Source organism: Corynebacterium canis (genome assembly GCF_030408595.1).
Lineage (GTDB): Bacteria > Actinomycetota > Actinomycetes > Mycobacteriales > Mycobacteriaceae > Corynebacterium > Corynebacterium canis.
Window position 1 is genome coordinate 457,164 of sequence record NZ_CP047080.1, and the last position, 25,331, is coordinate 482,494.

Annotated in this window: 23 protein-coding genes; 16 read left to right on the plus strand and 7 right to left on the minus strand. The window is 61.2% G+C overall.

The genetic code is table 11. The features are described from left to right. Positions 1–79: 79 nt before the first annotated feature. The 7 genes from CCANI_RS02070 (at position 80) to CCANI_RS02100 (ending at position 7,432) form a co-directional block, all read left to right on the plus strand. Complete coding sequence (locus CCANI_RS02070; protein ID WP_146325722.1) at positions 80–2,335, plus strand: DUF5979 domain-containing protein; 2,256 nt, start codon at positions 80–82, stop codon at positions 2,333–2,335. 169 nt (positions 2,336–2,504) lie between these two features. Next, positions 2,505–3,005 (plus strand): transposase, encoded by a 501-nt coding sequence (locus CCANI_RS02075; RefSeq protein WP_146325764.1) that lies wholly within the window; start codon positions 2,505–2,507, stop codon positions 3,003–3,005. After that, complete coding sequence (locus CCANI_RS02080; protein WP_290211329.1) at positions 3,005–4,093, plus strand: DDE-type integrase/transposase/recombinase; 1,089 nt, start codon at positions 3,005–3,007, stop codon at positions 4,091–4,093. Before CCANI_RS02075 ends, CCANI_RS02080 begins: the two co-directional genes overlap by 1 nt. A gap of 485 nt (positions 4,094–4,578) precedes the next feature. Then, on the plus strand, positions 4,579–5,922 hold the full coding sequence (gene glmM, locus CCANI_RS02085; RefSeq protein WP_146325361.1) for a phosphoglucosamine mutase: 1,344 nt from the start codon (positions 4,579–4,581) through the stop codon (positions 5,920–5,922). 102 nt (positions 5,923–6,024) lie between these two features. Next, positions 6,025–6,324 carry a hypothetical protein gene (locus tag CCANI_RS02090; RefSeq protein ID WP_186750355.1) on the plus strand — a complete coding sequence of 100 codons (300 nt, stop codon included), beginning with the start codon at positions 6,025–6,027 and terminating at the stop codon, positions 6,322–6,324. Positions 6,325–6,329: 5 nt separating this feature from the next. Then, positions 6,330–7,229 (plus strand): hypothetical protein, encoded by a 900-nt coding sequence (locus tag CCANI_RS02095; RefSeq protein ID WP_186750357.1) that lies wholly within the window; start codon positions 6,330–6,332, stop codon positions 7,227–7,229. Then, complete coding sequence (locus CCANI_RS02100) at positions 7,223–7,432, plus strand: hypothetical protein (RefSeq protein ID WP_186750359.1); 210 nt, start codon at positions 7,223–7,225, stop codon at positions 7,430–7,432. Before CCANI_RS02095 ends, CCANI_RS02100 begins: the two co-directional genes overlap by 7 nt. A 2-nt stretch (positions 7,433–7,434) precedes the next feature. Here CCANI_RS02100 and CCANI_RS02105 read toward each other — a convergent pair whose 3' ends face one another. Next, positions 7,435–8,268 carry a dienelactone hydrolase family protein gene (locus CCANI_RS02105; RefSeq protein WP_146325363.1) on the minus strand — a complete coding sequence of 278 codons (834 nt, stop codon included), beginning with the start codon at positions 8,266–8,268 and terminating at the stop codon, positions 7,435–7,437. Positions 8,269–8,526: 258 nt separating this feature from the next. Here CCANI_RS02105 and glmS point away from each other — a divergent pair, with 258 nt between their 5' ends. The 3 genes from glmS (at position 8,527) to CCANI_RS02120 (ending at position 12,071) form a co-directional block, all read left to right on the plus strand. Beyond that, positions 8,527–10,392 carry a glutamine--fructose-6-phosphate transaminase (isomerizing) gene (gene glmS / locus CCANI_RS02110; protein WP_146325364.1) on the plus strand — a complete coding sequence of 622 codons (1,866 nt, stop codon included), beginning with the start codon at positions 8,527–8,529 and terminating at the stop codon, positions 10,390–10,392. A gap of 149 nt (positions 10,393–10,541) precedes the next feature. Beyond that, positions 10,542–11,318, plus strand: coding sequence for a DUF4261 domain-containing protein (locus CCANI_RS02115; RefSeq protein ID WP_146325365.1), 777 nt, complete (start codon positions 10,542–10,544; stop codon positions 11,316–11,318). A gap of 78 nt (positions 11,319–11,396) precedes the next feature. Beyond that, on the plus strand, positions 11,397–12,071 hold the full coding sequence (locus CCANI_RS02120; RefSeq protein ID WP_146325366.1) for an NUDIX hydrolase: 675 nt from the start codon (positions 11,397–11,399) through the stop codon (positions 12,069–12,071). 11 nt (positions 12,072–12,082) lie between these two features. Here the strand turns inward: CCANI_RS02120 and CCANI_RS02125 are convergent, their stop codons facing one another. Further along, a complete protein-coding gene (locus CCANI_RS02125; RefSeq protein ID WP_146325367.1) occupies positions 12,083–12,667 on the minus strand; it encodes a DUF4274 domain-containing protein in 585 nt (194 codons plus the stop codon). Positions 12,668–13,089: 422 nt separating this feature from the next. Here CCANI_RS02125 and CCANI_RS02130 point away from each other — a divergent pair, with 422 nt between their 5' ends. Continuing rightward, a complete protein-coding gene (locus CCANI_RS02130) occupies positions 13,090–14,334 on the plus strand; it encodes a hypothetical protein (protein WP_146325368.1) in 1,245 nt (414 codons plus the stop codon). Here CCANI_RS02130 and CCANI_RS02135 read toward each other — a convergent pair. Beyond that, positions 14,329–15,105, minus strand: a complete 777-nt coding sequence (locus tag CCANI_RS02135; protein ID WP_146325369.1) for a MerR family transcriptional regulator — start codon at positions 15,103–15,105, stop codon at positions 14,329–14,331. The two genes, CCANI_RS02130 and CCANI_RS02135, sit on opposite strands and share 6 nt — an antisense overlap. A gap of 267 nt (positions 15,106–15,372) precedes the next feature. Between CCANI_RS02135 and CCANI_RS02140 the strand changes: the two genes are divergently transcribed. Beyond that, the gene (locus tag CCANI_RS02140; protein ID WP_146325370.1) at positions 15,373–15,813 is read left to right on the plus strand and encodes a hypothetical protein; all 441 of its coding nucleotides are present in this window, start codon (positions 15,373–15,375) and stop codon (positions 15,811–15,813) included. A 52-nt stretch (positions 15,814–15,865) separates the two neighbouring features. On the opposite strand, the gene CCANI_RS02145 is transcribed toward CCANI_RS02140, so the two are convergent. From CCANI_RS02145 to CCANI_RS02160, 4 genes are read right to left on the minus strand one after another with little or no spacing between them, the layout of a single operon-like run. Then, positions 15,866–17,395: an efflux permease Rv1217c-related protein gene (locus tag CCANI_RS02145; protein ID WP_146325371.1), complete on the minus strand. Its 1,530-nt coding sequence runs from the start codon at positions 17,393–17,395 to the stop codon at positions 15,866–15,868. Between the two features lie 33 nt (positions 17,396–17,428). Next, a complete protein-coding gene (locus CCANI_RS02150) occupies positions 17,429–18,199 on the minus strand; it encodes a MerR family transcriptional regulator (RefSeq protein ID WP_146325372.1) in 771 nt (256 codons plus the stop codon). 9 nt (positions 18,200–18,208) lie between these two features. Beyond that, the gene (locus CCANI_RS02155; RefSeq protein WP_146325373.1) at positions 18,209–19,822 is read right to left on the minus strand and encodes an efflux permease Rv1217c-related protein; all 1,614 of its coding nucleotides are present in this window, start codon (positions 19,820–19,822) and stop codon (positions 18,209–18,211) included. Continuing rightward, a complete protein-coding gene (locus CCANI_RS02160) occupies positions 19,819–20,673 on the minus strand; it encodes an ABC transporter ATP-binding protein (RefSeq protein ID WP_146325374.1) in 855 nt (284 codons plus the stop codon). Before CCANI_RS02160 ends, CCANI_RS02155 begins: the two co-directional genes overlap by 4 nt. Before the next feature lie 135 nt (positions 20,674–20,808). On the opposite strand from CCANI_RS02160, the gene CCANI_RS02165 reads away from it, so the two are divergent. The 4 genes from CCANI_RS02165 to CCANI_RS02180 all read left to right on the plus strand — a co-directional run bounded on the left by CCANI_RS02165 (position 20,809) and on the right by CCANI_RS02180 (position 25,321). Further along, the gene (locus CCANI_RS02165) at positions 20,809–22,224 is read left to right on the plus strand and encodes a bifunctional ADP-dependent NAD(P)H-hydrate dehydratase/NAD(P)H-hydrate epimerase (protein WP_146325375.1); all 1,416 of its coding nucleotides are present in this window, start codon (positions 20,809–20,811) and stop codon (positions 22,222–22,224) included. A 163-nt stretch (positions 22,225–22,387) separates the two neighbouring features. Continuing rightward, entirely contained in the window at positions 22,388–23,503 is a 1,116-nt protein-coding gene (gene alr, locus CCANI_RS02170) for an alanine racemase (protein ID WP_146325376.1), read from the plus strand. A 1-nt stretch (position 23,504) separates the two neighbouring features. Continuing rightward, the gene (tsaE, locus tag CCANI_RS02175; protein ID WP_146325377.1) at positions 23,505–23,963 is read left to right on the plus strand and encodes a tRNA (adenosine(37)-N6)-threonylcarbamoyltransferase complex ATPase subunit type 1 TsaE; all 459 of its coding nucleotides are present in this window, start codon (positions 23,505–23,507) and stop codon (positions 23,961–23,963) included. Positions 23,964–24,409: 446 nt separating this feature from the next. Next, complete coding sequence (locus tag CCANI_RS02180; protein ID WP_146325378.1) at positions 24,410–25,321, plus strand: hypothetical protein; 912 nt, start codon at positions 24,410–24,412, stop codon at positions 25,319–25,321. Positions 25,322–25,331 lie beyond the last annotated feature (10 nt).

Here is a 25,331-nt window from a genome sequence, read left to right on the forward strand (position 1 = left end):
CCTCGGAAAAGCTCGAGCGCACATCGGTTTTCCGTATGGAAGAAAACCTTAGGGCAAGTTAAAACGAAAAGGAAGCACATTGAGAACAGATCTTCGCGCCGAAGCACCGTTTGGCGTGGCTCATCTACTGCGCTACCTCATAGCGTTCGCGGCGGCACTCGCGCTGGTCGCGGGACTATTCACCGTGCCGCCAGCGCACGCGCAGGAAGCACCAGACGCAGAGAAGACCACCGCCGCAACTACCGCCGAGCCCACTGAAGAATCCACCGCAGAACCCACTAAGGAAAAGCCGGCCGATAAGAAGCCGCTGGGGGATGCTGCGGAGGATGCGCTCCCAGCGGAGGACGCAGCTCCCATCCAGCCCGCGGAACGGGCCGTTGTGGAGGCCGCTAGCCCCGTAGTTATCTCCGACATCCAGGTGATCAATGATCGCCGGGAGCACAGCCAGGACGAGACGCTGATTCAATGGCAGCACACCACCGTGAAGTGGAAGTGGGAGGCCACCGGCCCGATCGTTGAGGGCCAGACGTTTGAGCTGGAGTTTCCAACGCAGCTCCGCCTTTACCACGATGAGACGTTCACCTTGACCGCGCTCGACGATCCTCCGGGGATGCCGAACAAGGACAATGGCACCTGTGTGGCCACCGCCGCTTCGCCGAGCAAGGTTGTGTGCACCTTTGGCAAGAGGTTTGTGAATAAGGATGACGTCAAGGGTGAAGCGTCGCTCGCGGCCCAAGCCTATGAAGCGTGGGATCAAGAGGGCGTGGATTTCCGGGTGAACGGGTCCGAGGTGAAGCGTGTGCGGCTGCCCGGCCCGAAGGGCACCATTATTGGGCAGCTCGACGAGGCCCCCAAGTATCCCGTGAAGTGGGGCTGGTACAACGATGATCAGAAGACTATTAGCTGGCGTATCCACGTCCCGGGCACCGAAGCCGCCAAACTCGGCGACAAGCCCATGGTCATTGACGACGCCCTGACTGGCCACGCCCACAAGTACATTGAGGGTACGCTGGTGGCCGGCGAATACGGCATTATCGGCACCATTGATAATGACACTGACCTGCGCACTCGTGAGCCCGAGGTTGTATTGGACTCCAAGGTAGAGGTCAATGGGGCTCAGGCTAAGGTCACCATCACCGCCCCGGCGGGTGGTTGGAAGGCCGAAAAGTACTATGTGATCAATTACAAGACCGTTACCGCCGACGGCCAACCTGCGCCTTTCGAAGCCGAGACCAAGAACAAGGCGGATATCGGTGGCATTAAGCTGCTCGAGCGCGGGGTGAAGCGCTCCCAGTCCGGCAAGGGCACCATCGAGGGCGTGGATCGTCGCTCCGTGGAGGTGCACAAGAAGCTCGCCGCCGATTCCGCGCCGGTTCCCGCAGGCACCGTCTTTTCCGTCTTGGCCGAATACAAGGTCAATGGCAAGGACACCAAGGAATACCTCGAGGTTCCGCTGGACGGCAGCGCGAAGGGCAAGCAGGAGCTTCCCAAGGGCACCAAGGTTGTGCTGAGCGAGCCTAGCTTCCCAACCGTGGCTGGCTTGACCTTTGAAAAGCCGGTGTTCGCCCCGCTGAACCCGAACGACCCGAACGTAAAGATCCTTGACGACGGCGCAAAGGCCGAGGTCAACGTGGTCAATAGCGAGAACGTTCAGGTTGTGGTGACCAACAAGGCCGTGACCGATAAGGCATCCTTCTCCGTGGCCAAGAACATCGCCGGCTTGACCGACGAACTGGCCGATCACGCGCGCACCAAGCAATACACCTTCGACTACAAGTGCGGCACCGAAGAAGATGGCGTTGGGACCATTACCGTCAAGGGCGATGGGGCACCGGTCGCCGTGGGCAAATCCTTCCCCGTGGGCACCGAGTGCACCATCACCGAGGATGTGGAAACCGCGAAGATTGACGGCGTTGACCTCAACACCGAAAAGAGCACGCTGAAGCAAACCCTGAAGCTCGGCCCCGATGCCGGCGCGGTGGTGCAATTTACCTTCACCAACGCCTACGAGGATGGCGGGATCTCGCCGCGTCCCCGCGATGTGCCGTGGTGGTTGCTGCTCGTGCCGTTCGCACTCGGTAGCCTCGGCGCAGGTTCTTCCAATACCGGTTCCTCGCAATCCGGCGGCACCAACAACAAGCCCGCCGATAATGCGACCAATCAGACCGCTCAGGGAGGCGACCAGGGCAAGACCACCCCTGCCGCTTCCGACGCAAAGCAGCAGAACCGCACGCTGGCTAATACCGGTGCGTCCGTGCTGGGCATCGCCATCATCGCCTTGCTGGCAGTGGCGGCTGGCGTGTTCCTGATTCGCCGCGGACGCAAGCAGAGCTAACCGCTCTCACGGCTCGCAACCTCCAGATCATCACCATGCGCGGGGGTTGCGGGCAACGTCGGGGGTGTCGCGGCGTCGATAAGCAGCATGCACGTACCTTGCCATTGAAGATGTGAACTTTCGGAAGCTTCCCCGTGATGGTCATGGGGATGAGGAAGGAAGGTTCAAGATGTCTGTACAGATCCCTCCGGTAGATCCGGACCGGACGTTTACTGCGGAGCAGCGCCGGGAGATCGTGTTGGCCCATGCGGAGACCAAGCATGGTCTGAAGGGAGAGTTCCTCCGGGCGGCCGGGGTGACGCCGAGGCAGTTGTATTTGTGGCGGCGGCAGCTTGCGGCGGGCACGCTCGACATCGGGTTAACACCGCGAGAAAATATTCCTATGAGTGATGAAAATATCGTGGAGTTTTCTCGGCTGACACAGCGCAATCAGGAGTTGGAGGCGCTTAACGCCGAGCTGGGGGCGGAGCGTGCGAAGCTGGAGACCGAGCGCGCGAAGTGGGAGACTGCGCGCGCGAAGTGGGAAACACGTCACGCCAAATTGGAGGCGCGGATCGCTGAATTGGAAAAGGTGGTTGCGGATAAGGATGCTGCCACCACTGCGCATGCCAAGGCGGTGGAGGCGATGGGAAAAGCTATCGCCGCCATGCAAAAATATACCGATCGTTGATGCGTGGTGGCCGGAAACTTTCCCCAGAGCAGCAAGCCGATTTCGATGAGTTCGTTAAGCTTGAAGACCATATTTTAGAGTTGCTTGCGGCGGCTGGCTATACCCAAAACGCGGCATTGAAGCTGCTTGGGCTTGCGAAAACAACCCTGTATTACCGGCGGCATCCGCGGCCGAAGAAACCACCACAACACCCAAAGGCCGCGCCGCCGAAAACGATTAGCGCCCCGGAGCGTCAACGTATCGCCGCATTGCTTCGCGACGGTCGTGAGCAGGGATTATCGGTCTATAAAATCTTTTTCAGCCATGTCGATTCCGAGGAGCCCTTGCTCGGCTCATTGCGGACGTTTTACCGCGTGAACAATGAAATCAAAACGGTGCCAGCACCGCTGCGCCACGGCGCGCCACGGGCGCCGCAACCACCACGAATAGTGACCGCGACACGGCCCGGCGAAGTCCTGTGCTGGGATATCACCTGGCTCCCCGGATCCTTTATGACCAAGGGATTTCACCTCTACACCGTGCTGGACTTGCACTCCCGTAAAATCGTCGGCCACACCGTACAACTGCGCCAAGACAAACACATCGCCACCGACCTCATCGCCCAAGTCATCGCCGCCGAGCAGCTCAACCACGCCAAGGTCCGAGTCCTGCACACCGACAACGGTGCTGTCATGACCTCCACCCAAATGCGCCAAATGCTCGACGCCAACGGCGTAGAACTCTCACTCATCCGCCCCGGAGTATCCAACGACAACCCTTTCGAAGAATCCTCCCACCGCACACTCAAACACCACCGCTACGCCTTAACCAGCTACCCCAATATCAAGGCCGCCGCCAACACCATGGCCTCCATCATCGACGCCTACAACAACCACGACCCACACAGCGGCCTCGCCGGATTCACCCCACAACAGGTCTACACCGGCGAATGGAAACCACTACTCAAACACCGCAAAGCAAAGGAAGAAATCTACTACAACACCTACCCCCAACGACGCCCACCACGATCCATGTTCCAACCACCACCAGCCACCGTCGGCATCAAAATCGGAACACCACCACCAACCCCACAAAACCAAGTACAATAAAACCAAGAACAATCAAAGAAGTTCACAACTCAATGGCACGCGGCGGCAACCTATATCGGTTGTGTGCTGTTGATGTTTTTTACACAAAAATTGGGATTCCGGTGTAAAAAATATCGCGGCGGGCTCGCTGGGCGGCTCGAAACGATGAAAATTACACAGAAATCGCGATTCGTGTGTAAAAAATATCAGTAGACAACGTTCAACTGTGCGCAATCTTCTGACCCTCGGGGTGCGGATCTAGCTCGGGCGACGTTAAGTCACGTATTCCGGCCATGTCCCAATATGGGTAAGCGAATTCAACGCCTCAGCGGGGCTCCTACGGCGCCTCCAAAAACCTCGGCCCGCTAGCCGCACCAATGCCCGCGGCCCCGCAGCACCCTTTATCGCAACATACCTATAGGTTTTTCGCGCCCGCTTATGCGTTTATTGCTCACACTTGGGGGCGGCGCCTCGTGCGCGTGCGGGCGGTAGGCATAATAGACGGCATGACTCGACTTTTTGGAACTGATGGTGTGCGCGGATTGGCTAATAAAAGGCTGACCGCTCCGTTGGCCTTGCGGTTGGGTGCTGCGGCAGCTCACGTGCTTACAAGCGAAAACCGAACCTCTAAGCGGCGGCCCGTTGCGATCGTTGGCCGCGATCCTCGCGTGTCCGGTGAGATGCTTGCCGCAGCCCTAGCCGCTGGCATGGCGAGCCAGGGTGTTGACGTCCTTCGGGTCGGCGTCCTGCCCACCCCCGCCGTCGCGTTCCTCACCGATGATTATGGTGCGGATATGGGCGTGATGATTTCCGCCAGCCATAACCCGATGCCCGATAATGGCATTAAGTTCTTTGCGGCGGGCGGGCACAAACTCGCCGATGAAGTTGAGGATGAGATTGAGGCGGCGATGGATCAGCTGCCGGAGGAGGGCCCGACCGGCCACGGCATTGGCCGCGTGTTGGAGGAATCCACGGACGCCACGGAGCGCTACCTGCAGCACCTTTCGAAGTCGATTCCCCACACGCTCCACGGCATTAAGGTGGTTGTGGACTGTGCAAATGGCGCAGCCTCGGAGGTCGCCCCGCTGGCGTACGGTGCCGCCGGGGCCGAGGTGATCCCGATCCATAACAGCCCGAATTCCTATAACATCAACGATCATTGCGGGTCCACGCATATTGAGCAGGTGCAAAAGGCCGTGGTGAAGCACGGCGCCGATATCGGTCTTGCCCACGATGGTGACGCGGACCGTTGCTTGGCTGTGGACGCCGACGGCAATATCGTCGACGGCGACCAGATCATGGCGATCCTTGCCCTAGCGATGAAGGAAAACGGTGAGCTGCGCAAAAATACGCTGGTGGCCACCGTGATGTCCAACCTGGGCCTGAAGCTGGCGATGGAGGGGGCCGGGATTACCCTGCGTACCACCGCTGTCGGTGACCGTTATGTGCTCGCCGATTTGAACGCCGGCGGGTTTAGCCTTGGCGGCGAGCAGTCCGGGCATATCGTGCTGCCGGATTACGGCACTACCGGCGATGGTGTGCTTACCGGGTTGGCGTTGATGGCGCGCATGGCCGAGTCCCGGCAGAGCTTGAAGGAGCTGGCCACCGTGATGACGGTACTGCCGCAGGTGCTTATCAACGTCCCGGTGGCGAACAAGGCTGTTATAGTCAATCACCCCAATGTGCGCGGCGCCATCGAGTCGGCGGAGGCGGAACTTGGCGATACCGGCCGTATTCTGCTGCGCGCATCCGGAACGGAGGAGCTGTTCCGCGTGATGGTGGAAGCCCCCACGGAGGAAACCGCCCGCCGGGTCGCAGGCCGTCTCGCGGCCGTGGTTGCCGAGGTGTAGCCAGGCCCGATCGGGGGTAGTGGGCGGCGTGGGTTGGGAACCTGTGGGGTGGTCCGCAACGTCTAAGGGGAAACGACTTGATTGCGGAACAAGGGGTTTGCGGTGGCAGGTTTCTCATTTGACGCAGACGCGGCGGGCACGCAGCTAGACCGCCTGATCGGAGAGTATGAGGATCGCCAGCGCGCCTACCAATCCACTTCGCCGAGCTTTCCGCAGCGCGCCACCGGCCAGGGCTTTGGCGGGCATGGGCAGCGCATCGCGGAAATGTTGCAATCCGTCCACGAGGCGGGCCGGGAGCGCGCCGGGGCGCTCGCGGAGGGCTGCAGGTTCGCCCGCCAGGTGGTCGCTGAGCTGCAGGAAACGGATATTGATTTTGGCACGAGCCTTAAGGGGCTGCGGTGACGGCCATGGCGAACACTGCCGAATTGATCGGGGGCTATTCCGCGGCCGTTGATGATCTGCATGCTGCGGCCCGGGGCTTTTGGGCCGGTCCCGCGCTGAGTCCTACCGTATTGGCCAGCGCTGCCGCCACCGTCGATGGTGCGGATCCGGAAGCGTTGATAGCGCATGCTCAGCTCGCCGCCGGAGACCAACTGGCAATGGATGATTCCGATGGTGCGTTCGAAGAGCTGGGGGATGTCGCCGACGGTGTGCTCCGTGAGGCATTGCAAATCCTGTCCTGTGACCTGCAGGAGTACCACCAGGCAAGCAAGAACGTGGAGCGGCAGGCCACCGAATGCGCCGCCGCCATCCACACCATTGCGGAGGATTCCGGGCAAACCTTGCTTGCCATGTGCGAGGAATTGCAACGCCTGATCGCGGTCCTCTGCGCTCAGCTGCACACCCTGGACCCCCAAGATCACGCCGCCGCGTTTCGCGCTTGCATCGATGCCGCCGCCGATCTGATCGATCGTTCCGGCACCCTGATCCTTGGGGTGTGCCAAGACCGCGATGAGGCCCTGGGGCAGTGCTACGACACCCTCCTTGGAATCGGGAGCGAAGTGACAAACCAGCCCCCGCCCACCCTGCCGTTTTCACTCGCGCAACCGCTGATGGGAGTGATGAATATCGGAGTGGCGCTAGCGGGCATCGCCCAAGCAATCCAGGAGGGCGCGCTCGCTACCGAACCCGAACCGGAACCGGAGCCGCAAATTGTTTCGGAACCAGCACCACAACCGCCGGAACCAGCACCAGAACCAGAACCAGAACCAGCGCCGCCCGCACAGACGGTGCCCGCGGCTGAGGTGGAGTCTGGGGGAGGCGGGGCGTCGACAAGCGGGGGAGCCAGGAAAGCAGGTGCGTGGTGAGTGGCAGCCCGGAATTCGCCGAATTTATAGAACAATTCCGCGCACGCGCGGCGCGACGCCTCATGGAATTCGAGGCCGAAATGGAAAAAACCCGCGCCACAACGACGCGGGCCATGCAACCCCCGCGGCAAGAACCCGTGGCCCAAGGGGCGCCGCTGCGCACCGGCCCCGTGCAGAGCGTGCTGCGCAGAAGGCGGCTATAAAACTATGCGGAAAGGAAACCCGCAAGCGGGGAGGCCGAAGACACCTCCGCCATATTTGTCACGTGCTTCGCGTGCACCTCCAATGCGGAGAACGGCGCGTACTTCTTATCGCCCGCCAGGCGGTGCAGCAAGAACCCGGTGATCAAGCCGCGCGCCGTTTCCTGGGCCGAGAACTCCGGCCAGCCGAGGCCCGCCACCGCCTTGAGCAGCACAGCCTCCGAAAATCCGTGCTGAGAACCGTTTGTGATGCTGCGGTACACCACCGGGCCCTTCCAGGCTTTGGCGAGGGCGATGGCATTGCCGCTGGTAAATACTGATTCCTTGCCGGAATCGATAATCAGCCCCGGGATATCCACATTGTGGGCCGCGGACTCCGAAGACGGGCTCGTCATCGCCGGGTACAGCGCGACCACTGCGCGCGTTTTTGGACGCCCCGCCGCCGCCAACACCGCGCAACCCGCGCCCATGCCGTGCCCGACGAAACCCAATTTGCCGGGGGAAACGGTGATCTTCCCATTGCCTAATTTCACGCCGGCGGCGATCTGCAATGCCGACTCTAAATCCGCCGAAAAGCCGCGATGGTTCGGGGCGATACCCTGCTCCGTATTCGGCGCGGCAACGACAAAACCCCAGCTAGCAAGGTGTTTTAGGGTATTGTGATAACGGGAAACATCCGTCATCCAATCATGCCCAAACGCCACGGCTGGCAACCCCGAACCCTCGGCGGGTGTGTACACTTTGCCTGGCAGGCCGGCGAATTCAAGGTCACCAACCAGGACACGATGGGGACCACGCTTACTTAGCTTAGGAAGTTGCTTCTTTAGATTCTCAGCCACATGCCTAAGAATAGTTCAACTGCGGCCCCCGCGGGAGACGTACGCAAACCCGTGACCAGCTTGTTAAACAATGCGGGGAGGGCGGGGGCTAATCCGGAAAGAAACGCAGGATAACGGCGGTCAATGTTGTGTGCAACGTGGGCTGGCGGGGGCGTCGATAAGCATCTTTCGGCGGCGAACCCCGGCTACTCAGCAACAATAAGGGGTAACGATGAGCAATTCCTTGAATCTTAGCTGCTTTGCATTATTCTGTGGGCCATGTGTGGAATCGTTGGATACGTTGGTGGCCGCAACGGCCTACAAATCGGACTGGACGCGCTACGCCGCATGGAATACCGCGGATATGACTCCGCAGGCATCGCGGTCGCGGACGGCGCAGGCCACCTCAACGTAGTGAAACGCGCCGGGAAACTCGCCAACCTTGAGGACCGCATCGCGGAAATCGGCGCGGACACATTGCAAGGCCACACCGCGATCGGGCACACCCGGTGGGCGACGCACGGGCGACCCACCGACTCAAACGCCCACCCCCATCTGTCCTTCGATGGCAAGGTGAGCGTGGTGCACAACGGCATTATTGAGAATTTCGCGCCGCTGCGGGAACGCCTCACGCGCGCCGGGGTAGAACTGCAGAGCGAAACGGACTCCGAGGTGGCGGCGCACCTGGTGGCCTTGGCGTATGCGGAAGGGGACAGCGCCGGGGACTTCCAGGCCAGCGTGTTGGCCGTGCTGAACCAGCTAGAAGGCGCCTTTACGCTGCTGTTCCTGCACGCCGATCACCCCGATAAAATCATCGCCGCGCGGCGCTCCACCCCCCTGATGGTGGGCGTGGGGGAGGGGGAAATGTTCCTCGGTTCCGACGTCGCGGCCTTTATCGAATACACCCGGGACGCCGTTGAGCTGGACCAGGACAACGTGGTGATCATCACGGCGGATGGCTACCAGCTATTGGATTTCCAGGGCAATGCGGCGGAAGGCAAGCCGTTTGTGATCGATTGGGACCTCGCCGCCGCGGAGAAGGCCGGGTATGACTCCTTTATGATGAAGGAGATCCACGAGCAGCCCGCCGCCGTACGCGATACGCTCGCCGGGCACCTGGTGAATGGTCGAATCGTGCTGGACGAGCAAAACCTTTCGAACGCGGATTTGAAGGCCGTGAACAAGATCTTTGTGGTGGCGTGCGGATCCGCGTACCACTCCGGGTTGCTGGCGAAGTACGCCATCGAACACTGGGTGCGCATTCCCGTGGAAATCGAGGTGGCCTCCGAGTTCCGCTACCGCGACCCGGTGTTGGACTCCCGCACGCTGGTGGTGGCAGTTTCCCAGTCCGGGGAGACTGCCGACACCCTCGAGGCCGTGCGCCACGCCAAGCTGCAGGGTGCGAAAGTGCTTGCGGTATGCAATACGAACGGTTCCCAGATTCCCCGGGAGTCCGACGCCGTGCTGTACACCCACGCCGGGCCCGAAATCGGCGTGGCTTCCACGAAGGCCTTCCTCGCACAGGTGGCCGCGAACTACATCGTGGGCCTGGCATTGGCGCAGGCGAAGGGCACGAAATACCCGGATGAGATCGCCGATATTTGGGCGGACCTGGAGGCTATCCCCGCCAAGATCGACGCCCTGCTGAGCTGCGAGGAGCAGGCCCGGCAGATCGCCGAAACCCTCGGCCCGATACCAACAATGCTATTCTTGGGGCGCGGTGTTGGCTATCCCGTAGCGTTGGAGGGTGCGTTGAAGCTCAAAGAGTTGGCGTATATCCACGCCGAGGGTTTCCCGGCCGGCGAGCTGAAACACGGCCCGATCGCCTTGATTGAGGACGATCTTCCGGTGGTCGTTGTGGTGCCTAGCCCGCGTGGCGTTAAGGTGCTGCACTCCAAGATTGTGTCCAACATTCAGGAGATTCGGGCGCGCGGGGCGAAAACCATCGTGATCGCGGAGGAAGGCGATACCGCCGTTGAGCCTTACGCGAACTGGCTGATTCGCATTCCGGAATCCTCGTCGATTATGCAGCCGCTGCTCGCTACCGTGCCATTGCAGTTCCTTGCTGCGTTTATTGCGCGCGAATGCGGCAACGACGATATTGACAAACCACGTAACCTTGCGAAGTCAGTTACAGTGGAGTAACGCTTTTCGACGCCCAGCCCCCTGCACCCCGGTGCGGGGGGTTTCGCGTTTGCGGGGGTAAAGCCAATATCGTGAGTGCATCGTTAGTGCGCCAAATTTGATAAGGGTGGTGGGGTACGAAAACTCGCCTACGCGGAAGGAAAACTCTAGTGGCTGTGGTCATGGCAATGCTGCTCCAACACGAAGCTGACCTGGGGGTTAACGAGGAAGAACTGAAAATCCAACTGGCTGAGGACTGGCCGGATTTTGACGTCTCCCAGCTGACCCGCACCGAATCCGAAACCGGCGTGCTCGCGTTCACCTATGGCACCTACGTGATCATGGTGAGTTCGGTGCAGCGCCCCATGCAGGAACTCAATCACATCAGCGAACTCTGCGCCGCGAGCCGCCTCTGGCCGGACGAAGTTGCGTTCGATACCGACTATCAGGCGCACACCCTAGTCAGCGTCGCAGGGGTGGGGGAAGGCAACGAGATGGAAGCATCCGCCATTCTCACCCGCGTCATCGCATCGCTTATCGCGATCGCCCCGCACGGTTTCGCAGTGTTCTGGGAAGGCGCCCAACACCTCGCATACCCCGGCTTTGTCCGCGAAATCGCCCTGCAGGAACTTCCGCGGCCGTTGCCCGCCATCTGGGTCTCCTACAACATTGGCCCCGGGCCTAACGGCAAGATCGCCGCCCTGACCGTGGGCCTGGAACGGCTTGGGTTGATGGATGTGGAGCTGCCCGAAGTCAACGAACCCGGCCGCGAAACCCTGGAAACGCTGATCCGGATGGCGGGCTACTTGATGGAAAACGGCCTGGTGATCAAGGATGGTGATTCCATCGGTGGCTTCGGGCCGGACAGTATCACCGCTGTGTACGGGCCGTCGATGATTTCGGCGGATAAGACCGTGATCCAATTGCATAGGCAGCCGACCGCGTAGCGTCCGTGCACGGCGGGCGACGTAAACCCCAGCCAACGAGGGATAACGCCGATCGCAGATGTTAGGCTTGCTACAACTATGAGCTCTGAATCGGAATACCAGCCTCCCGTCCTCACCGTTGACCTTGTCGCCTTCCGTGTCTACGACGCGCATCTGGAGGTCCTGCTGCTCAAACGTGCGGCCGAACCCTTCAAAGGCGAATGGGCGTTGCCCGGCGGCTACAACGCTAAGGGTGAGACCACCATTGAGGCTCTTACGCGCGTCGCCCAGCAAAAGGTCGGTCTTGATCTGGACTCGGACCTCGGTTTTCTGGAGCAGCTATACACATTCGACACCGTGGCCCGCGACCCGCGCGGCCACGCCGTGTCCGTGGTCTACCTCGGCTGCGGATACGAATTCAACCTTCAAGACGGGGACAACGTCCATCAATTCTGGCGCGTTGATGAACTCCCGAGCTTGGCGTTCGACCACGCCGACATTATCCGCTATGCGCGCGACCGGCTGAACTCCAAAATGTCCTATAGCAATGCCGTCGCCGGCCTACTACCTGAATCGTTTACGCTGTCCCATTTGCAAACCGCCTACGAGGCCGTGCGCGCCCGCCGGCTGGATAAACGCAATTTCCGGAAGAAATTCCTAAGCCTTAACGTTATCCACGAAACCGGCGGGGTCTGGCGCGAGGGAGCGCACCGCCCGGCGAAGCTTTACGCCTTTAATTCCAAAAAGCTCCAGAACTTCAACGTGCCGTTTTAGCGCAAGCCGGGCTAACTGCGGTCCGGCTGCAGGGAATCGGCGATTCCCCAGAGCTCGCCGCCGGCCTCCACCTCGGTGAATTCGAATTCCTTTGGCAGGGAGTGCAGGAATTCGCCCCTGTGCGCCTTGGCATCGAGCTGGGTGAGAAACCGCGCGAGGTCATTGTTTACGATCTCGCCCGGTGCGTGGGCGGGGTGGCCGTAGGAATCGGCGAAATATTGCGGGTTGGATAACCAAAAGAGCATGCGGGCGGTGCGGATATCGCAAAACGGGCTGTTGATGATCTGCTCGAGCGCCCAAAACCCGTCGTCGAAGTTGTAGTCCTTGGCTAAGTAGTGCAATTCCTCCGGATTGGTGATCGCCGCGAGTTCGGCCTTGATTTCCTCCTGGTATTCGTCGAACCCGAGCTGCCGCTGGCGCAAATGCGCCGCAAAGAGAACCCGGCAGGATGGTTCCTCGCTGTTTTCGCTGATATCGCAGTCTTCGAGTTCCTCATGAAAGTCCTCGTCGTCGAGGTCTACGTAGTAGGCGTCCCCGGCGAGGCAGGCGCGCATGTGCAGTAGGTCCAGTTCATAACTACGAGTCTCTGTGATCATCGTTATCCCTTGATCGACATGGGCGTTGGTGTGGCGTCAGTGACCTCATTGTAGGTGGTGTGTTCTGGCGTGAGATGAACCCGAAATTATATTGTCCGACGCCCATCGCGGCACTTCGCGGTGCATTAAGCAATGGCCATGAATTGACTTTTGCTGAAGCCCGCATAGAAACAATGAAAGAGGGGATTTATAAGCCCCTAAAATTACATTGAACTATGCCGAGATAGTTTGCCCACATGCCGCCCCATTGGTGTGTGATCTTCCCCAAAGCACGCCCTTTACCAGCGCGTTTCTCCATGTGAAAATAAGTTCAGTGTACGCCGAGTTCCGCGTATATGCCGCCTCAACATTGCGCAAATTTGGCACGCCGAAGACCTAAATGATCGCCTACTTTGTGCCCTTGGAAACTATGATGCATTGCTATGGAGCCGTTGTTTCCCGCAGAACTGGTAGACCCGCTTTTAAAGGAAAGCTTTGCCCAAAATGGGGTTGGGGTTCTGGATCGCGGCAAAAAGGTCACCGGGCAACTCATCCCCATTGAGCGCAGAATTGCCGATGTCGTAGTGGCCGCAATGAGCGGCGGCAGACACGTGCTCTATCCCCGCCGCGTGCTCCTCGTGGCGGGCTCCGGCTGGCGCGGCAGCGTCGGCTTGATCAGCGCCGTGGAGCTCTTGGGCCGCGGCGTTGCCGTCGAGGTGTTTTTCGCGGCGGGCGCTTCAAGGCAATTACGCAGCCGGGAATTTCAGCGCTACATTGACGCTGGCGGCAAGGTGTTTAACTGGCTGGAGGCCTTTGACACCGACTTTATCGGCGCCGAATTCGACCTCGCCGTGAACGCGCTGGACCTCGGCGATGAGTTCGAATACCACACGGTGTTGTCGCTCCCCACCGTGGCCATCGGGGTGCCTACCGCGCAGTGGAAGGCGGAGTGCTCGGTGGCCATCGGATGGGCCACCGTGGAGCACATGCAATTCGGCGGCCGCGTGTTTATCGCTCAAGTACCCGTGGAAAGCCCGGGCCGTTCGGAGACGTACGGGGTGCGCGTGGCCCGCCGCGATGCCGCGTATTTGGGCATTGAAGGGGTCAAGGAGCTGCGGGAACCCCGCCTGCAATTCATTTCGCGCAATCGTGTTTCGGTGTTTCCGTCCCGCATTGGGATCGTCGGCGGGACGCCGCATCGCTCGGCCGCGCATGTGCTTCCGGCGTTGGCGGCGCAGCGCTTCGCGGGCGCGGAGGTAAGCATTGTGGGCCATGTAAAGGAGTCGCCGACCGGGATTCCGGAGGCGCAGGTTGTCGGCACATTAGAACAGATTCGCGGCTCCGGCCCCGATTGTTGGGTGATTGTCGACGGCGCGAGCCCCGCCCAAGTCGCGGAAGTGAAACGTAGCGGGGCGTCCTGGTGGGACGGGCGTGGCGACCGCATAATCAGCCCAGACTTCCAGGTATTTCCCGGCGCCATCACCACCATTCGCAGCGCGGACCAAACCATCGTGGTGGATACCGAATTGCAGCGGGTGCTCGGCCCAGGGGCACAGGATGTCCTGCTGGGGCTGCTCGCCGTGAACGACAATCCGGTGTTGGCGGTCCAGGCATGGGCGGAGGCCGTTGCTGCGGTGGGTGAGCCTTGGCGCTTTGTCTCCGGGAGCCGCGTCGTCGATAAGCTATAGGTGCGTTTGCAGGCGATCGAAGGCCATGTTGATAAAGCGGCGGTGCCCGGCGGAAGGGGCGGCGGACAGGCACAGCAGGCGAACCGCGCGATTATTGGCAAGGCGGCGGGCGTTTTCCAGCGTCGACTGCGGCGGATCGCCATAACTTTCGAGGATGGCAAATAGCCTGTCCACGAGCTTCTCGCACACCTGTTCGGTGAGGATGCCGCCGGTGGGGTCCGCGAACTCCACGTAAAAATCCGCGATCTCCTGGTGGTCGACGCGGGAAATGTAATAGGAAAAATCATCGTCGATAAACCCGCGCTGGGCGGCGAGCTCCACCAGCATCCGCTCCCGGTTAAACAATTGCAGCGCCTTTGTGGAACCGGAAGCGCGAATGCGGGCCACGATCTCGTCATAGCTCGCGGCCAGCGGATCCGGCAAAAACGACTGCTTGCCCGCCGCCACCTGCTCCCGGAGCGCCAACAACCGCTGGCGCTGCGCCTCCAGGGAACTGATATGGCTGTTTAAGGAGTCAATCGCATCATCCAACGCGCCGACATCGTCGGCTGGGATCTCCCGCGGGGCCTCCTGCAAATGGCGCGGAACCTGCGCGAGCGGGATGCCCGCCGTGGTCAATGTGCGGATGCGCACCAGCAGCGCGACATCCTCAAAGCTGTAACTCCGCCACGCGCCGCGCTGCGGCGGTATCGGCAGCAGGCCGATCTGATGATAATGGCGGATCGTGCGCACCGATACGCCCGCGATCTCCGCCACGGTAGAAACCCTCATGCCACCATTGTGGGGTGTGACGCAGGGTCACAGTCAAGGGTTACAGTTTTAGGGTTTAGGGGCGGTGTGTTGTCGCCCGGCCAATCGGCGGTGAGGGCCGTAATGTTACTGAGCGATTGGCCTCAGTCCCGCACCTTTGGCGCTTGTGTCACAATGCGTGAAGGCTGTACAAAAACGGTGTAGCATCTGAGAAGCGCGCTTTCAATACTCACTCATAACGGGAAGGGGAACGAGATTAAAGCTTGGTATAAAGCATCACGATCTTGCATGGTCGAATGCGAAAAGATCAGCAACAAGGAGCTGATCACAGCCATTGCCTCCGGCAAAGTGACTGAGCTTATCCCGCCAGAGCAGTTTAATGTTCTGGAGCGGAAGAAACAGTGCAGCAGAATCGTCAATTTTCTTATGGCAGCCCTCTACGCGGTAGTTTTTGAGGGCTTGCTGGTCCTAGTTATTGGAACCCCATTGTATTTCTTGTGGGGAGTCGAGCGCCCCGAATTCTGGGTGCTCGGATATTTCGCCCTTGTGTTCGTTTTGTACCTGTCAAACCAGTGGGGCGGCACTTCGCAATACAATAAGAATGTTCGGTTGTATGCGAAGTTCTATGAGCGGTTCCGTAATGCCGCCCGCGCCGCCAGCCAGCCCGCCAATGTTGGCGAGGCCGTCCAGGCCGATGTTCCGGTTCGCAATACCGACCGCGCGGCGTAGCCCAAGCTTGTAACCGAAGACCCCAGTGAGCGCATGCCGCCGCTGGGGTTTTTCATGAGCAGTGCAGGTCGCGGCGTCGATAAGCGATGGCGCCTACGAGCGCGCAGCCGAAGCCGATGCACACAAGCGTCACCGCCGCAAACGTATGTTCGTGCGCTGGCCAGGCGAACAGGGAGGCGTCTAGGAGCCAGGAGGGGAAATCCATAAGCTCGCCGAAAAAGGTAATAAAGCCGGACGCCGCAACCGGTACCCACGCTAGTGCTGACCAGCGCAAAGAGCAGCCCGTACACAGCGTGGCAAACCCGGCGGCCGCGACGGCTGGGGGCGATTGGTCGAGGATTGCTTGCCATGCGGCTTCGAACACCTCTGCGTCGGTGGAGGCGTCGGCAACAATGGCGGAAAGGGGAGCGATAATGGCGACGATGCACAGTGTGACCGCCACCGCCGTGCCGAAATCGCTAAGCAGCGGGCGATGGCGCGGATTCCCATTAACCACCTCTTGCGTGACGACGCCGCTCCGCTCATCGCGCGCCGTAGCCAACGCGAGCTGCACCGCGGCGCAGGCAATCAGGATGCCCACGGGTGTGGCGATAAAGCGCAAATAGCTCGCCTCGGTCTCGGCATCGCCGGTGATGGATTGCATAAGTGCGGCGGTATTTGGGGACCCTTCAAGCAGGGAATTCATCTCGCCGGTGAGTGCGAATAGCGCGAGGGTGATGGCGGCGACGGCTACGAACCAATTTGCGATGACGCTGCGCTGGTTTCGCACGCGGAACAGGTACGGGGTGCGGAGCGTCCAGGTGGCATGGAGATCGCGCGGAACCAACAGCGGCGCGTAGCAGACCAGCGTAATCCCGAGCGCGGCGGCGAGCGGCCAGGCGTCGTTAAGTTCGAACGGTTTGACTAGGTCGCGCCAAGCGAGCGGGGAGCCCCAGCGCAGGCGGGGGAAATCCCACACGTCCGCAATCACGCGGAGGAAAAACGCCGCAGCCAGGGCAATCAACGCCGCGCTGCGCGCCTGGCGGGCGGTCTGGGACCATTGCGCGCACAGCATGCCGATGCCGCCGAAACACCCCGTGGCCAGCGTCACCGTCTTGCCGAGCAGCAGGCAACCATAGAAATCGAAACCCTCCAGGTGAAGGTTCTGCGCATACAACGCGCACGTGCTGGCCGCGCCCAAGAGGCAACACGTGAGCAATACCGTGGCCGCCGCCGCCAGGTTCGGGGTCGCCCGGCCCATGCCCGTCACGCGCACCAACTCGAGGATCCCGTCTTCTTCGGCGGCGCGCGTGAGGCGGATGGCAAGGAGCAGGGACATGATGCAGCCCAGGAGGATCACCCACATCCCGGTCTCCCACATGGTGAAACTGGGGATGGTGAGCGGGTCCGGGACCACGCCGTACAGCACCCGCAGGCCGAGCTGGCCGCGCATCGGATCGGCGAGGCGTTTCAGCTCCTCGGCGTTCGGGTACGTGTCGTGGTACGCGTGCGGAACCACCGCAATCAGGGCGGTCAGCGGTACAATCCACGCGGCGAGGAACCAGCGGGTGGAACGGAAATTACAGCGGATAAGCTCGAACATAATGCGATTATCTGGTGTGACGTAGCGTCGCAATCAAGGGTTGGTGGCGCAGCGATCGAGATATTCCTGCACGCGGGGTAGGGCCAGCTGAATGTAGCGCTGATGCCCGGCGGCGGGGTAGGCGACGCGGGCGAGGAGCAGTGTGCTTTTGCTCCGTGCAAGGCGGCGGGTGGGGCCGATCAGCTGCCGGGGCAGGGGGCCGTTGCGCTCGAGAATTTCGAACGTATAGTCAATGAGTTCGTGGCATTGTTGGTCGGTCCAATGCGGGCCGCTGAGCGCGAGAAAACGGCGGTAAAACCCGATGATGTCCGCCTCGTCTATCTGATCAAAAAACGTGTAATAATTCGAATTGAAAAGGCCGAGGCGGATGGCGAGCCGATCGAGCTGGCGCTTACGCCGCAGGAACGGCAATGCCCGCTCGTAGCCTTCGGTGCTCAGCAACTCTTCCGCGCGATCGAAAAGGCTATCGATGTTGGGAGGGAGTATGGTTTCGCCGGAAGCGTCCGTATTTTCGCATAATGCTTGGAGCCGTTGCCGCTGCTTCTGCAGCTTGGCAATCTGGGAATCGATGCGCGAAATCGCGGCCGTGCAGGTGCGGTGATAGTCCGTGCTGGGGTCGATCTCTTGCAGCGGAACGCCGGCCTCCGCGAGCGCGCGGATATACAACAAACGTTCAAGGTCTTGGATGCTGTAATCGCGCCACGGACCCTGCCGCTCGGGGACCGGCAGCAGCCCTACGCTATGATAATGGCGGATCGTTCGCACGGAAACGCCCGCAATCTTAGCCATCTCCGAAATGCGCATATGTTCACCCTACGTGCACACGAGGTCGCGGCGGCTCCGCAACAACGTGCCGGCCGCGGCGGTGACGACGCCGATACCCACGAGCGTGAGCGCGCCGGTCCACTGTGTGGCGCTTTCCTGATGCGCGGCCCAGGCGAACACGGATGCGTTGAGCAGCCAGTCGGGGAATTGGAATAGTTCGCCGAAATAGGTGATCACGCCGGAAATGCCAAGCACGGTCCATGCTAAGGGGGCGAGCCGGGTAGATAGGCCAACACACAAAATTGCGAATCCGGCGAGGGCGATCACCGGCGGCAATTGGTCCAGCACCGCCCAAAACGCTGCGCGTGCGATCTCGCTGGTGTTGGTTGCATCGCCATACGTTGAACGCATGCTCCAATCGGTGACAAGTGCCGCAAGTGGCGCTGCCGCGAGTGCAGTTGCGGCACCGGCGAGCACTGCGGTGGCCCAATCGACCACCAAGGGGCGGTAGCGTGGACCGCCCGAGGTGACCTCTAGGCTGAGCGTGCCGGTGGTTTCATCACGCAGCGTTGCCAGCGCCGTTTGGATCGCCGCGCAACTGAGCAGGATCCCCAGCAGCGTGCCCATCATGCGCACAAATATGCTGCTGAGTTCCGTATCGCCGAGAAGCTGCGCCATGGAGTCCATCATTTCGGTGCCCGTGGTGGCAAGCGAATCCATTTCGCCTATGAGTGCAAATAGGCAGATCGCGATGGCGATAGTGCTGAGCGCCCACCACAGGACTATGGCTCGGTTCAGCCGCCAATGCAGCGATACCGGATTGAATGCATGTTCGCTTACGCGGGTGGTTTGAGGGCGAAACGCGCGGGCTCCCCAGAACGCGCCAAGATCGCGGGTGAACGCCAGCGTTGGGGCGTACAGGCATGCGATAGCCAGTACGAATACGGCGAGCGGCCAGACGTTGTTATCCAGGTAGGGGTCCAGGATATGCCGCCAGCCCAGCGGCGACAGCCACCGCAACCAGGCGAAATCGTACACATCGGCGATTACCCGGAAGGCGTAGGTAATGGCCAGCGCGCTCAGCCCGGTGGCGCGTGCGGCACGTGCCGTTGGGGTGAGCTGTGCGGCGAGCAGCCCGATACCGCCGTAAACCGCAAGCATTGCTGCGATGCCGATCCCGCTCAGTACGCTTGGGGCCAGCTCAAACTCCTCGATTTTGAACATTTGTGCGTACAGGATGAGTGCGCACAAGAATCCGAATAAACCGCTGGCCAAGAGCACCGTGAGCGCCGCGGCAACGACTGGTGTGCGATTGCTGATCCCCGTGACGCGGATCAATTCAACGATTCCGTCTTCCTCCATCGCGCGCGTGAGCCGCACGGCCAGCAGGATGATCATGACGCCGCCGAGTAATCCCAGCCAGATCCATAATTCCCACAGGATCCACGTCGCGTACCCGAGCGGCTCCGGCGCGTGGCCGTACATGACCAACGTGCCCAGGTTTGCGCTGATCGCCCGCCCGAGCGCGGCCACCTCAGCCGAACTGGGATTCGCCGCATACAAGGCGCTTGGCGACGCCGCGAGCAGCACCATCAGCGGCACGATCCACCCAAGCAGAAACCCAAGGTTTGTCCGGAAAAACACCCTGATCAGCGTGTTCATGATGCCTGTTCCTTGTAATGGTCTAGGAAGATATCGTCCAAACCGGCGCTGGTGCACGTGATTCCGGTGGCCGAGGCATTCAAAAGCTTTTGCAATTGGTTCGGGACCTCGGCGGCGGGGTAGAGGTGGTCGTGCACGCTGCCATCGGGGAGCGTGGCCACGATTCTTGAGCCCCGCAGGTGGGTCAGGTCTTCCAACCGTCCCGATTCTACGAGCTTTCCGGCGCGGATAATGCTGATGTCATCGGCCAGTTCCTGGACCTCCGAAAGGATGTGGCTGGACAATAATACCGACGCGCCTTCGTTCACCCGTTCCCGCAAGCATGCACCGAACTCGCGTTCCATGAGCGGGTCGAGCCCGGAGGTGGGTTCGTCAAAGACCAAGACATCGGCGTCCGCGGCCAGCGCGGCGATCAGCATTACCTTTTGCCGGTTTCCCTTTGAGTACGCCCGGATCCGCTTGGACGGGTCGAATTGGAAACGCTCGATCAATTCGGCGCGCCGGGCCGGGTTGTCCCCGTGATGCCGATCCCGCAGCCGCGCCAGCGTCGCCAGCGCTTCCGCGCCGGTCAGGTGTGGCCACAGCGCGACATCACCCGGCACGTATGCAACCCTTCGCGTAGCCGCCGCCGGGTGTGCCGTGGGGTCGTGCCCCAGGAGGCGCAGCGTTCCGGCATCCGGGCGGATCAGCCCCAGCAGGGAGCGGATTGTCGTGGACTTTCCGGAACCGTTCGGTCCAAGGAATCCGTGTACGGTGCCCGTTCGGACCCGCAGGTCTAAATGGTCAACGGCCGGCACGCCGCCGTATTTTTTCACCAAACCAGTAATTTCAATGGGGAAGGAATCAGTCATGCCACCATTCTCAGGTGTGACGCTGCGTCGTAGTCAACCCCCGTCCGCAGCAATATCTCACCCCAAAACAAATTGCGCACAACAAAAATAGCAAATCTCATTCCGTTCGTCATTCTGTGCGCCTAACCTAGGAGTATGCGCCCCCTTTACACAGTTGAACAGGTCCGTGCCGCGGAGGCGCCTCTCCTCGCGGCGCAGCAACGCCCAGACGAACTCATGCGCAAGGCCGCGCACCAGGTCGCCCGCGCCGCCCAAGACATGCTCGATAGTAAGTATGGTCGAATCCTGGTGCTCGCGGGTTCGGGCGGAAACGGCGGAGACGCGCTCTATGCGGCCACCGAACTTAAAGCCGCCTCGCTCGAAGCGGTCCTGATGGGCGGCCGCGTCCACCAGCCCGCGTTAGCTGCGTTCGAGGCTGCGGGAGGGACGGTCGTCGAAAAGCCGCTAGGTGAATACGCGCTGGTTATCGACGGTATTACCGGTATCGGTGGTACGGGAGCGCTGCGCGATTGGGCGGCGGGGATAGTCGCAAGCATTGATGCGCCGGTGCTTTCCGTGGATATCCCCTCGGGCGTGGATGCGGATACCGGTGCCACGCATGGGGCGCACGTCAAGGCTCGCCGCACCATTACCTTCAGCGGACTGAGATACGCACATGCGTTTGCCTCGGCGTGCGGCGAGGTGACCGTGGCCGACATCGGACTGGAGTTCGAACCCGCCGACGCCTTTTTGTGGAACGCCCTCACGGATAACCTCCCGCTAAAGCTTGAACCCGGCGAATCCGACGATAAATACACCGGCGGCGTCGTGGGCATTTGCGCTGGCAGCACGCAATACCCCGGCGCCGGGATCATGTGTTCGATCGCTGCGGTGCGGGCCACCCCCAGCATGGTGCGCTATATCGGCGATATCTGCCCGCTCCCCGAAATCGTCCCGCACCCCAGCATCGCCGAAGCCGCCCGCGTGCAAGCCTGGGTTTACGGCCCTGGGCGGGGCGAACGCGACGAACTCGCCGAATTGCTCGCCCGCCCGGAAGCGTTGCTTATCGACGCCTCCGGGCTTACCGTACTCGCCCGCGACGCCGCACTCCGCGAGCAGCTGATCGAACGCAAATTCCCCACGGTGCTGACGCCGCACGTCGGTGAGTTCGTACAACTGGTCGAGGGGTTCCGCTTGCCCGTAAACCTCGAGGATTGGGTCGGTTCGGCCCGCGCGCTCGCCGTGCACACCGGCACCACCGTCCTGCTCAAGGGCCGACGCACGGTGATCACCGACGGCGTGAATCCCACGAACATTGTGGACCTCGGCACCTCCTGGGCCGCTACCCCCGGATCCGGGGATGTGCTTTCCGGCCTCGCCGGCGCCTGGCTGGCCACCCCGCTGCTGGACAAATGGGGTGCCGTCAAGGTGATGACCCTCGCCGCGCTTATCCACGGGCAGGCCGCGGAAATCGCCGCCCGCACCGAATACGGCCACGCGCCGACCTCAGCCTCGCTGATCATCGACGCGATCCGCCCCGCTACTGCTCGAGTATGTGGTCCCGCTGGGTAAACGCAAATACCGCAACGCCAAGAAACGTTAGGAAAAATAGCACCTGCGCAAAAGCGAGCAGTTCTGGGACTCCGATTTTTGCCATTGCTCTCACTCCTTGCTGTGGTGGGATATACCTAAAGCATATTGGATGACGTATGCACGAGTGGCACAATGAGCAATCATGAACTTGCTCACCATCACCATTGATTTAGACGCCATCGCGCACAACACCCGCCTGCTCAAACAAAAGGCTGCGGGGGCGCAATTAATGTGCGTGGTCAAGGCTGATGGATATAATCATGGTGCGGCGCGGGTGGCAGCAACGATGGCCGCCCACGGGGCCGACCAGTTCGGCGTGGCCACGTTGGCGGAGGCGTTGGCGCTGCGGGAAGCGGGAATTACACAGCCGATCCTTGCGTGGATTTGGACGCCCGATCAGGACGTCGTAGCTGCTCTTGATGCTGGCATCGAGCTGGGTGTTCCGAGCCTTGCCCACGCCGCGCACTTGGTGTCCCTGCGCCGCCCCGCCCGCGTGAGCGTGAAATTGGATACGGCGATGAACCGGTCAGGCATTGACGTTGCGGAATGGGATACCGCGTTCCGCATGCTTATCGACGCCCCGCACCTCACCGTCACCGGACTCTTCTCCCATCTAGCATGCGCGGACGAGCCGGAAAACCCCCTCAATGATCAGCAGGTTGCGCTGTTCCGCAAGGCAATCGACCAAGCGCGCGGTGCGGGCCTGGATGTGCCCGTGAATCACCTGGTCAACTCCCCGGGGTTGCTGACCCGGCCGGACGCCTACTTTGATATGGTCCGCCCGGGTATCGCGCTCTACGGGTACAGCCCGATCCCGGGTTTGAGTGCGGCTGCGGAAGGGCTGCGCCCCGCCATGACCTGGGAGTCCCGGATTACCGTGGTGAAAGAGATCCACGCTGGTGAAGGCGTGAGCTATGGGCAAACCTGGCGCGCGCCAAGCGATGGATACACCGCCGTGGTCGCCTGCGGTTACGCCGACGGCCTGCCCCGAGCCCTGCAAGGATCGCTCGAAGTTTCGATCAATGGCCGCCGCTACCCGCAGGTTGGCCGCGTCTGCATGGACCAAATCGTCCTGTGGCTAGGCGCTGGTGGGGAAGAGGCTCCGCCTGTCCAGCCCGGCGACCGCGCCATTCTGTTCGGCCCCGCCGAGACCGGCGCCCTGACCGCCGATGATTTCGCCGCCGCCCTGGGCACCATAAACTATGAAGTGATCTGCAGCCCACACGGCCGCACCACCCGCGCCTACCTGGGAGGATAAGATGAAACGCCGCTTGGAAACCGCCGCAGATACCCAAGCCCTCGGCGAGGAAATAGGCCGCACCCTGCGCGCCGGAGATGTGGTAATTCTGGACGGCCCGCTCGGTGCCGGAAAGACCACCTTTACCCAGGGCCTTGCTCGGGGCTTGCAGGTCAAAGGCAAGATCACCTCGCCCACGTTTGTTATCGCCCGGGAACACCGATCCTTGGTCGGCGGCCCGCCCTTGATCCACATTGATGCCTACCGGCTTCTCGACCAAGAAGGCGATCCCTTTGGCGCCTTGGATTCCCTGGACCTCGATTCCGAAATCGACGACGCCGTCCTCGTCGCCGAATGGGGTGGCGGCCTAGTGGAAAGAATCGCCGACCGGCACCTTCACGTCACCTTCGACCGCGAAACCGCAGTCCAGGAAGACCCCACCTCCGAGGCGCGCTATATCACCTGGGAATGGGTCGACTAAACCCGCCCTGCCCCGTCCGCCGATGGGTTGTGTGCAACCGTCGACCTGGGGCTGGTCTTTCTATTCTTCATTGGGGCCCCTAACGAAGAAATTCCGGACGAATCTGGCCCGAAAAGGCCGAAAAGGCCGCAGCTCGTCTTTCCATTCTTCGTTGACCACCCCAATGAAGAAATTCCGGACGATCGCAGGTCAGGGGTTGTGCCAAATCCATCTGCCGTAGCCCCGACCAGCCTTAAACCCGCCCGCTCAGCCGATCACGGCCCGCACCCCTAGCCACGCAAGCTCAGTTTTCCCCCGTATGAGGGGTAGATAGCGCCATAAGCTTTCTGTATGGATCTAACAATGCGGTGTTCAGGGGGCACACGATACAGTCGCTGAGATTTGCGATCAATTTGTTACCAATTCCTGCCCCTGATCCCCGCGCGACCAGCAATAAGCTCATGCACATGGGTACGCAAATTCTTCTCAGGCGACGCGTCGCCGCAGTTGGCGCGATGATTCTTGCGGCGACGGCGCTGGCCCAAGCCGAAACCCAGCCGGCGCTTGCAACGGCCGAGTCTATGTTCCAAGAATCTGAGACGCCCACGCCATGCCCGGCGGTGGTGGTGCTTGCGGCCCGCGGAAGCAGCGAGACGCGGTGGTTGGACGAGACGCTCCCCCCAGAGCCCTGGACGTTTACCCAGCCGGACCGCCAAGGCTGGGAGGGCAAGGCGCTGCACTTCATGTACCGGCACATCGATTCGTACGCACGTTCCACCTACGATATCGACCCGTTCGCCCAGGTGAGCTTCCTGCCGCTCGATGAGGGCTACCCGGCGGTGCCCGTCCTCGGCTCGGACGCGGGCTACGGCAGCATCCCTTTCGATCGCATGCACAAGAGTTCGCAGCTGGGTAGCGATAACGCCCTCCACACCATCGATGATTACGAGGCGGCCTCGGCCTGCCACCCAAAGTACCTGCTCACCGGCTATTCCCAGGGCGCCCTGGCGCTCCAACCCATCGAGGTGGAGCTCGAACAGCGCGGCCAATTCGCGGGTGTGATCTACCTCGGCAGCCCGGTAAAGGTGCATGCAGATCCGCGTAGCCATTTCATCGGCACGGATCTCCGCGACGGCGTGATGGTGCTCGACCCAGATTTGCTGGCCCCCGCAGCCCAGATCGCCCAGGCTCATCGCACCGAGTATTGCATCGAAACTGATTTCGTTTGCAATTTCGATCAGCACAATTCCGAGAATTTCGTCCTAGGTTTCGGCGGCGACCATAAGGACTATTTCAAGGGCCCGGCCTCCACCCAGGAGCAGCGCGATGCGGTGGCGGAGGATTTCCTCGAGTACGTGGCGGCGGCTACTGGCGGCTAGGCTGTTAGCC

Coding starts and splice junctions, on each gene's coding strand:
- CCANI_RS02075 (WP_146325764.1), top strand. CDS start 2,505: ATGTCTGTACAGATCCCTCCGGTAGATCCGGACCGGACGTTTACTGCG.
- CCANI_RS02080 (WP_290211329.1), top strand. CDS start 3,005: ATGCGTGGTGGCCGGAAACTTTCCCCAGAGCAGCAAGCCGATTTCGAT.
- glmM (WP_146325361.1), top strand. CDS start 4,579: ATGACTCGACTTTTTGGAACTGATGGTGTGCGCGGATTGGCTAATAAA.
- CCANI_RS02095 (WP_186750357.1), top strand. CDS start 6,330: ATGGCGAACACTGCCGAATTGATCGGGGGCTATTCCGCGGCCGTTGAT.
- glmS (WP_146325364.1), top strand. CDS start 8,527: ATGTGTGGAATCGTTGGATACGTTGGTGGCCGCAACGGCCTACAAATC.
- CCANI_RS02120 (WP_146325366.1), top strand. CDS start 11,397: ATGAGCTCTGAATCGGAATACCAGCCTCCCGTCCTCACCGTTGACCTT.
- CCANI_RS02125 (WP_146325367.1), bottom strand. CDS start 12,667: ATGATCACAGAGACTCGTAGTTATGAACTGGACCTACTGCACATGCGC.
- CCANI_RS02130 (WP_146325368.1), top strand. CDS start 13,090: ATGGAGCCGTTGTTTCCCGCAGAACTGGTAGACCCGCTTTTAAAGGAA.
- CCANI_RS02135 (WP_146325369.1), bottom strand. CDS start 15,105: ATGAGGGTTTCTACCGTGGCGGAGATCGCGGGCGTATCGGTGCGCACG.
- CCANI_RS02140 (WP_146325370.1), top strand. CDS start 15,373: ATGGTCGAATGCGAAAAGATCAGCAACAAGGAGCTGATCACAGCCATT.
- CCANI_RS02145 (WP_146325371.1), bottom strand. CDS start 17,395: ATGTTCGAGCTTATCCGCTGTAATTTCCGTTCCACCCGCTGGTTCCTC.
- CCANI_RS02150 (WP_146325372.1), bottom strand. CDS start 18,199: ATGCGCATTTCGGAGATGGCTAAGATTGCGGGCGTTTCCGTGCGAACG.
- CCANI_RS02155 (WP_146325373.1), bottom strand. CDS start 19,822: ATGAACACGCTGATCAGGGTGTTTTTCCGGACAAACCTTGGGTTTCTG.
- CCANI_RS02160 (WP_146325374.1), bottom strand. CDS start 20,673: ATGACTGATTCCTTCCCCATTGAAATTACTGGTTTGGTGAAAAAATAC.
- CCANI_RS02165 (WP_146325375.1), top strand. CDS start 20,809: ATGCGCCCCCTTTACACAGTTGAACAGGTCCGTGCCGCGGAGGCGCCT.
- alr (WP_146325376.1), top strand. CDS start 22,388: ATGAACTTGCTCACCATCACCATTGATTTAGACGCCATCGCGCACAAC.
- tsaE (WP_146325377.1), top strand. CDS start 23,505: ATGAAACGCCGCTTGGAAACCGCCGCAGATACCCAAGCCCTCGGCGAG.
- CCANI_RS02180 (WP_146325378.1), top strand. CDS start 24,410: ATGGGTACGCAAATTCTTCTCAGGCGACGCGTCGCCGCAGTTGGCGCG.